We start from the raw sequence: 7,425 nt of genomic DNA, 5'->3' as shown, positions 1-7,425 counted from the left end.
CACCGCATCTTCGCACCGTACGACCACGCACACAACGCCAGAATCGACGATAACCGCTACAATCAGCGCTCTATGACCGAAACCGTGAACTCGGCTGTGAAGCGCTCGCTCGGCTTCGCCGTGCGAGCGCGGTCCTGGTTCCGTGAGTTCCGCGAGATCGCTCTGATGTGTATGGTCTACAACATCAAGCGCTTCGTCAAACAGTGAATCTCTACGCCTTACAGCGATTCAACACAGCCCATTGAGTCTGTTCACACAACTGGGTCAAATACAGATACCGTCCAAATCAACCGCAATCAGTCTATAAACACGCCCGTATACTCCGGACAAACAGTTCTGTTTAATTCCACATCAAATCCGAGGTCTGTTGAGCTTCATAAAGTAGGGAAGGACGGAAACTCTCGGATTGTATCCATAGGAACACAGTTGAACAATTCCCAACAAGTCGGATATAATACGTCAACGCTCTCTACTGGCACATACTACGTCCACTCAGATAGAGGGAATTCAGAGAAGTTTGAAATTATTGGAGAGGACAGAAAACGCGTTACTCTGAAGAATATTACTGAAGAGTCAAACTATGGAAGTCCAATGCGGATCTCTCTGTCTCATAGTGTACCAAAATTAGATATGACATTTTCTAGTACGGATGGTAATTCTTCTACAACACTCAACCTGACAACCAACAAGACTGGCCCGACACCCGTCACGATTAACACATACGCGTCGACTGAATCCCCGTCGGACTTCGTCACGGCAGGCACCGGTATCGGCGTCGAGTCGGTCAACGGGGACTCTGGGTCGCTCACTCCCGGCACGTACGACCTCACACTCCGGTCGGAACACGGCACCGAGGTCGCCAACGACACCGCCACGGTCACCGTGGAACCCCGATCGACGAACAACCTAACGGCGTACACGACGCAGGCGGTCGACCGCGGCGACTTCGAGAACGCGACCGCGGTCCGGGAGGCGATCGCCGACGGAACGCTCACCGAGGCGACGACCGCGACTGCGAACGACACCGTCGTGTACGCGGTGAACGCGACGGGGCTCACGGGCCTCGCGGCGACCGCGAACGGATCACTGGAGCGTGGCGCGGATCTCGACCGACTCGACGGCCTCGAATTCGGGGTCCAACCGACGGCCACGGACGCAAGTAACGGGTCTGACGGGGGCGGGATCGGTCACACGCCGAACGAGTCCGCAGTCCACCTCGACCGGAACGGCCTGTACCTCGTCGTCGCCGGCGACCGCGCGTTCGGAACCGAGACGATCCCCGACCCCGGGGAGACGTTCGAGGTCGCCTTTCGGGTGGACGACGATCGACTCCGCCGGACCGCGGCGGACGACAGGCACCGCGTGACGACCGGGCTGACCTACGTCGCAGATCCGGCTGCGGAGGAAACGAGCGTCGAATCGACCGCCGATTCCACCCAGACGACTGCGTCGGTCGCGACGGGGTCGTCGGGTCAGCCCGGTGCGCCGACCACCTCAAACACTGGCGGCGCCTCGACCGATGGTGGCTCGGCCGGCGGCGGTTCGGCAGGTAGCGGTTCGGCCGGCGGCGGTTCGGCAGGTAGCGGTTCGACCGATGGTGGCTCAACCGGTGGCGGATCGGCCGGTAGCAGTTCGATTACGGGTGGGTCCCCCGGCACTGGTTCGGCTGACGGTTCGGGCGGCTCCGTCGGGTCCGACGACGCTACCGCCACCGATGCCGGCGGTAACAACGGACCCGACGGACCGACCGGCTCGGATCTCGGCCGGCCGTCGCGGCCGCCGGGCGTCGGCGTCTCGATCGCCCCCGGAGCGTCCGAGATCCCGCCGGCCGCGGGACCGGCGGAGCTTTCCGGACCTGGCGGGCTCGAACCCGGGCCAGACGGTTCCGCGGCGGCGAACTCCCGCCCCGAGAACGGACGGCCGGGCGACGGCGAGAACGGACCGTCGAGCGACACCGAGACCGGTGATGGCGGCGGCGCGACGTCGGCCGCCCCCGGCGACTCGGGCGAGTTCCGGGAATCGTCTGTGTCGGGCGAACCGCCTTCGGACGAGGCCGACGCGAGCGATCTGGGCTACGACGACGCGCCGATCCGATCGACCGCGTACGACCTCCCCGGGTTCGGGCCCGCCGCGTCGCTCGCGGCGGTGGCCGGGGCGTCGCTGCTCGCTCGGCGCCGCGGGAGCGGGGCGTGAGCGCGGGCGTCGCCGTCGTTCGGACGAGCCGTCGGATCGCGTCGCGATACAGTTCCGCGGTGGCCGACCGTCGGTACGTTTTTGATCGCTGATGCCTTCCGTTCGGTCATGGGCGTGACCATCACACCGCCGAAGGAGCGCGCGTGCGAACTCTGCGGGCGCGAGGAGCGATGGGACGACGAGGTGGAGGGGTGGCGGATCGCGGACGACCCCGGTAACGTCTACTGTATCCACGAGTGGGACATCAACGGCTCGTTCGTCCCTCTTCGAGAGTAATTTCGAGCTGGACGTTTCTTCACTCTGCTCAGATAGAGTGAAACGTTCGCGGTGTGTTATGGGGTATTCCGTCAATTATCGGACTGAAAACCCCATGGTTCTGTCTGGTTCTGGTGGTGTGTCATCTGTTCACCACCCGTGATGAATAATTACCTTATATTCCCTAATGTGTGTACGATGGATCCTACCCCTATCAGGGTCATACCTTTAACTATTCATCCGTAGGGAGACGTATGACTAAGTCACGTAGTACCACCCGGGGCGTACGCGACTCGGAGTCCTCGGGTCACGAGGGGGGGCTCGCGGCGCCGACGGACGACCGGTCGAACTGCGGCATCGGCGGGGTCGTCGACCTCGACGGTACGCCGTCGCACGACACCGTCGCGGACGCGGTCGAACTGCTCGAAAACCTCGAACACCGCGGGACGACCGGCGCCGAGGAGAACACCGGCGACGGCGCGGGGATCATGGTCGCGCGGCCGGACGAGTTCTTCCGCGACGTCGTCGACGCCGACCTCCCCGAGGAGTACGCTGTCGGCTCCGTGTTCATGCCGCCGGAGCCGGGCGTCCAGGCGGAGATCCACGACGTCATCGCCGAGGTGTGCGCCGTCTACGGGCTGGAGGTGCTCGCGTGGCGCTCGGTGCCCACCGACAACGCCGACCTCGGCGCCACGGCGCTCGACTCCGAGCCCGAGGTGTCGCAGGTGTTCGTCGCGCCCGTCGAGGGCGCGGGGCTCGCCCAGCGGTTCACTAGCGAGGGGAACCGCCCCGACGACGCCGACCCGGACCTGCTCGGGTTCGACCGCGCGCTGTACGCGGCCCGCCGCGAGATCGAGAACGCCGTCTCGGAGGTCGACGGCGCGGGGCGCTTCTACGTCTGCTCGCTCGACCGCCAGCGCGTCGTCTACAAGGGCCTGCTGAAGGGCTCGCAGCTCGCTGACTACTACCCCGACTTGGCGGACGAGCGCTTCGCGAGCCACGTCGCCTTGGTCCACGCGCGGTTCTCGACGAACACGCTCGGCGCGTGGCACCTCGCGCACCCGTACCGCAACATCGTCCACAACGGCGAGTTCAACACGATCCGCGGCAACGTCAACTGGATGCGGGCCCGCGAGAACGACCTCGAACACCCGGCGTTCGGGGCCGAACTCGACACGATCAAGCCGGTGATCGACGACCCGAACCAGTCGGACACCGCGAGCGTCGACAACGCGCTCGAACTGCTCCTCCATACCGACCGCGACCTTCCGCACGCGCTCCGGATGCTGATCCCGGAGGCGTTCCGCGGCGACGACCTGATGGACGACGACCGCGCGGACTTCTACGACTACCACGCCTCCCTCGTCGAGCCGTGGGACGGTCCCGCCCTCGTCATCGGCTTCGACGGCGAACGCGTCGCCGGCGTCTTGGACCGCAACGGGCTCCGCCCGTGTCGCTACGAGGTGACGACGGACGACCGCCTCGTCGTCGGCAGCGAGGTCGGCGCGCTCCCGACCGAGCCCGCGGACGTGCGCCGTCGGGGCCGCCTCCAGCCCGGTGAAATCTTCGTCGCCGACCCCGAGGCGGGCCGGATCGTCCCCGACGACGAGGTGTTCGAGGCGCTCACCGACGAGAAGTACGGCGAGTGGGTCGAGGACGGCCAAGTCGACCTCGACGCGCTCACCGAGGAGGACGACGCCGCGGCCGGGATCGGCGCGGACTCGGTCGACGAGGGCGACGACGCCGACGACGTGGACGCGGAACCCACCGTCCGCGCCCACCAGGCCGCGTTCGGCTACACGACCGACTCGCTGAACCACCTCGTCGAGCCGATGGCGAAGGACGGGAAGGACCCGGTCGGTTCCATGGGCGACGACACCCCGCTCTCGGTCCTCGCCGACGTTGACCGCCCGCTGTTCACCTACTTCAAGCAGCTGTTCGCGCAGGTGTCGAACCCGCCGATCGACTACATCCGGGAGGAGCTCGTCACCTCGCTCGAGACGCGCATCGGCAATCAGCGCAACCTCCTCGACGAGACGCCGGAGCACGCCGAGCAGATCGTCGCCGAGTCACCGGTCCTGACCGACGCCGAGACGACCGCCCTCCGCGACCTGCCGGGGCCGGGCGAGCGGAGCCCGGGCGACGCGGACGTGGCCGCCGACGGCCCCGAGTTCACCTCCCTCGTCGTCGACGTCACCTACGACCGCGACGGGTCGCTCGTCGACGCCGTCAACCGGGTCCGCGAGGACGCCGCGGCCGCCATCGAGGACGGCGCCGATGTGGTCGTCCTCTCGGACCGCGCGGTGGGCCCGGACCGCCTGGCGGTGCCGAGCCTGCTCGCGACCGGCGCGGTCCATCACCACCTCGTCCGCAAGGGGCTCCGCAACCGCGCGGGCGTGGTCGTCGAGTCCGCCGAGCCCCACGAGGTCCACCACCTCGCGACGCTCGTCGGCTACGGCGCCGACGCCGTCGACCCGTACCTCGCGTACGCCTCCATCGCCGACGTGGTCGCCGGGCCGGACGGCGCCGACGAGGACGAGGCGCTCGCCGCGTACCGCCACGCGCTGGAGGACGGCCTCCTCAAGACGATGGCGAAGATGGGCATCTCGACGATGAAGTCGTACCAGGGCGCCCAGATCTTCGAGGCGGTCGGGCTCGACTCCGAGTTCGTCGCCGAGTACTTCGAGGGGACCGAGATCCGCACCGAGGGGATCGGGATCGAGCAGATCGAAGACGACCTGCGCACGCGCCACGCGATGGCGTTCGGCGCCGACCCCGAACTGGAGACGATCGGCGAGTACGAGCACCGCTCGTCCGGCGTGAAACACGGCTGGAACCCCCAGACGGTCGGCACCCTCCAGCAGGCCGTCCGCGGCGGCGACTACGAGCAGTACCAAGAGTTCGCGGAGCTGGTGAACGACCAGACCGAGGAGCTCCAGTCGCTGCGCGGGCTCTTGGAGTTCGACTCCGACCGCGACCCCGTCCCGGTCGAGGAGGTCGAGCCCGTCGAGTCGATCGTCGAGCGCTTCTCGACGGCCGCGATGAGCCTCGGGAGCATCTCGCCGGAGGCCCACGAGAACAACGCCATCGCGATGAACCGGCTGGGCGCGAAGTCGAACACCGGCGAGGGCGGCGAGCCGCCCGAGCGGTTCGACACCGAGAAGGAGTGTACCGTCAAGCAGGTCGCCTCCGGCCGCTTCGGCGTCACCTCCGAGTACCTCGCGAGCGCCGATGAGCTCCAGATCAAGATGGCGCAGGGCTCGAAGCCCGGCGAGGGCGGCCACCTCCCGGGCAAGAAGGTAAACGAGATGATCGCGCACGTCCGGTGTTCCACGCCGGGCGTCGGGCTCATCTCGCCGCCGCCCCAGCACGACATCTACTCGATCGAGGACCTCAAGCAGCTCATCTTCGACCTGAAGGCCGCGAGCCCCGAGGCCGACGTCAACGTGAAGCTGGTCTCGGAGGCCGGCATCGGGACCATCGCGGCCGGCGTCGCGAAGGCGAACGCCGACGTGGTCCACGTCTCCGGCCACGACGGCGGCACCGGCGCCTCGCCGAAGACCTCGATCAAGAACGCCGGCCTGCCGTGGGAGCTCGGGCTCGCGGAGGCGAACCAGATGCTCCGCGCCACCGGGCTCCGTGACCGCATTCGCGTCTCCGCGGACGGCGGGCTGCGGACCGGCCGCGACGTCGCGGTCGCGGCCGCCCTCGGCGCCGAGGAGTACGTCTTCGGCACCGCGTCGCTCGTCACCGCGGGCTGCGTGATGGCCCGGCAGTGCCACGAGAACACCTGCCCGGTCGGGGTCGCCACCCAGCGGGAGGACCTCCGCCAGCGGTTCCCCGGCCAGCCGGACCACGTCATCAACTACATGACGTTCATCGCGCAGGAGCTGCGCGAGATCATGGCCGAGCAGGGGTACACGGAGCTTGAGGAGTTCATCGGCCGCCCCGAGCTGCTCGCCCAGCGCGACACCGACCACGAGAAGGCGAAGCACCTCGACCTCTCGGCGGTCATCGCCGAGCCCGCGGGCGAGTCCCGCACCAAGGTCCGCGAGCAGGCCCACGGCGGTATCGACGACCTGCTCGACTGGGACCTCATCGAGGAGGCCGCGCCCGCCATCGAGGACGGCGCGCCGGTCGCGCTCACCCGCGACGTGCGCAACGTCGACCGCGCGGTCGGCGCCACGCTCTCGAACCGCGTCGTCTCCGAACACGGCGGCGAGGGGCTCCCGGACGACACCATCTCCTGCCGGTTCGACGGCGAGGCCGGGCAGAGCTTCGGCGCGTTCCTCGCGCCGGGGATCACGATGGAACTGTCGGGCGCCGCCAACGACTACGTCGGCAAGGGGCTCTCCGGTGGGCGGCTCGTGATCGACACGCCCGCCGAGGCGGCGTACGACCCGACCGAGAACGTCGTCGCCGGCAACGTCTGTCTGTACGGCGCCACCGACGGCGAGATGTACGTCAACGGCGTCGCCGGCGAGCGCTTCGGCGTCCGCAACTCGGGCGTGAAAGCGGTCGTCGAGGGCGTGGGCGACCACGGCTGCGAGTACATGACCGGCGGCGTCGTCGCCGTCCTCGGCGACACGGGCCGCAACTTCGCGGCCGGGATGTCCGGCGGCATCGCCTACGTGTACGACCCCGACGACCGCCTCGACGACCGCGTCAACCGCGGGATGGTGTCGGTCTCCGAGACGCTGGAGGGGTCGGACGAGCGTATGCTCCGCCGGCTCGTCGAGAACCACCGCGCGTACACCGACAGCGAGCGCGCGGCCGACCTCCTCGACGACTGGGAGGCCGCGCTCGACGACTTCGTCCGCGTCTTCCCCGACGCGTACGCGGAGGTCATCGCGGAGGGCACGGGCGTCGACGTGCGCGACGAGCCGCCCGCGCCCGCCGCCGCCGTGCCGGGCGCCGACGCCGACGCGACCGGCCAGGTGTCGAGCGACGACTGAGCCGCGAAACGAGCGCCGCCCG

The 7,425-nt window shown here is 68.1% G+C and carries 4 protein-coding genes; all 4 read left to right on the top strand.

Annotated elements, in window-relative coordinates; genetic code table 11:
* Positions 1 to 207, top strand: a 207-nt coding sequence (locus AMR74_RS12370) for a transposase (protein WP_139042999.1), incomplete at its 5' end; no start/stop codon positions are given.
* A 423-nt stretch (positions 208 to 630) separates the two neighbouring features.
* A complete protein-coding gene (locus AMR74_RS12365) occupies positions 631 to 2,193 on the top strand; it encodes a hypothetical protein (protein ID WP_240471159.1) in 1,563 nt (520 codons plus the stop codon).
* Positions 2,194 to 2,301: 108 nt separating this feature from the next.
* Positions 2,302 to 2,469 carry an HEWD family protein gene (locus AMR74_RS19145; protein WP_167551913.1) on the top strand — a complete coding sequence of 56 codons (168 nt, stop codon included), beginning with the start codon at positions 2,302 to 2,304 and terminating at the stop codon, positions 2,467 to 2,469.
* A gap of 233 nt (positions 2,470 to 2,702) precedes the next feature.
* Positions 2,703 to 7,403, top strand: a complete 4,701-nt coding sequence (gltB, locus tag AMR74_RS12360; protein ID WP_053772356.1) for a glutamate synthase large subunit — start codon at positions 2,703 to 2,705, stop codon at positions 7,401 to 7,403.
* The last annotated feature ends 22 nt before the right edge of the window (positions 7,404 to 7,425 follow it).

Source organism: Halorubrum tropicale, assembly GCF_001280455.1.
GTDB lineage: Archaea > Halobacteriota > Halobacteria > Halobacteriales > Haloferacaceae > Halorubrum > Halorubrum tropicale.
The sequence above is the reverse complement of the archived record's forward strand: the minus strand, read 5'-3'. Positions and strand labels throughout refer to the sequence as shown.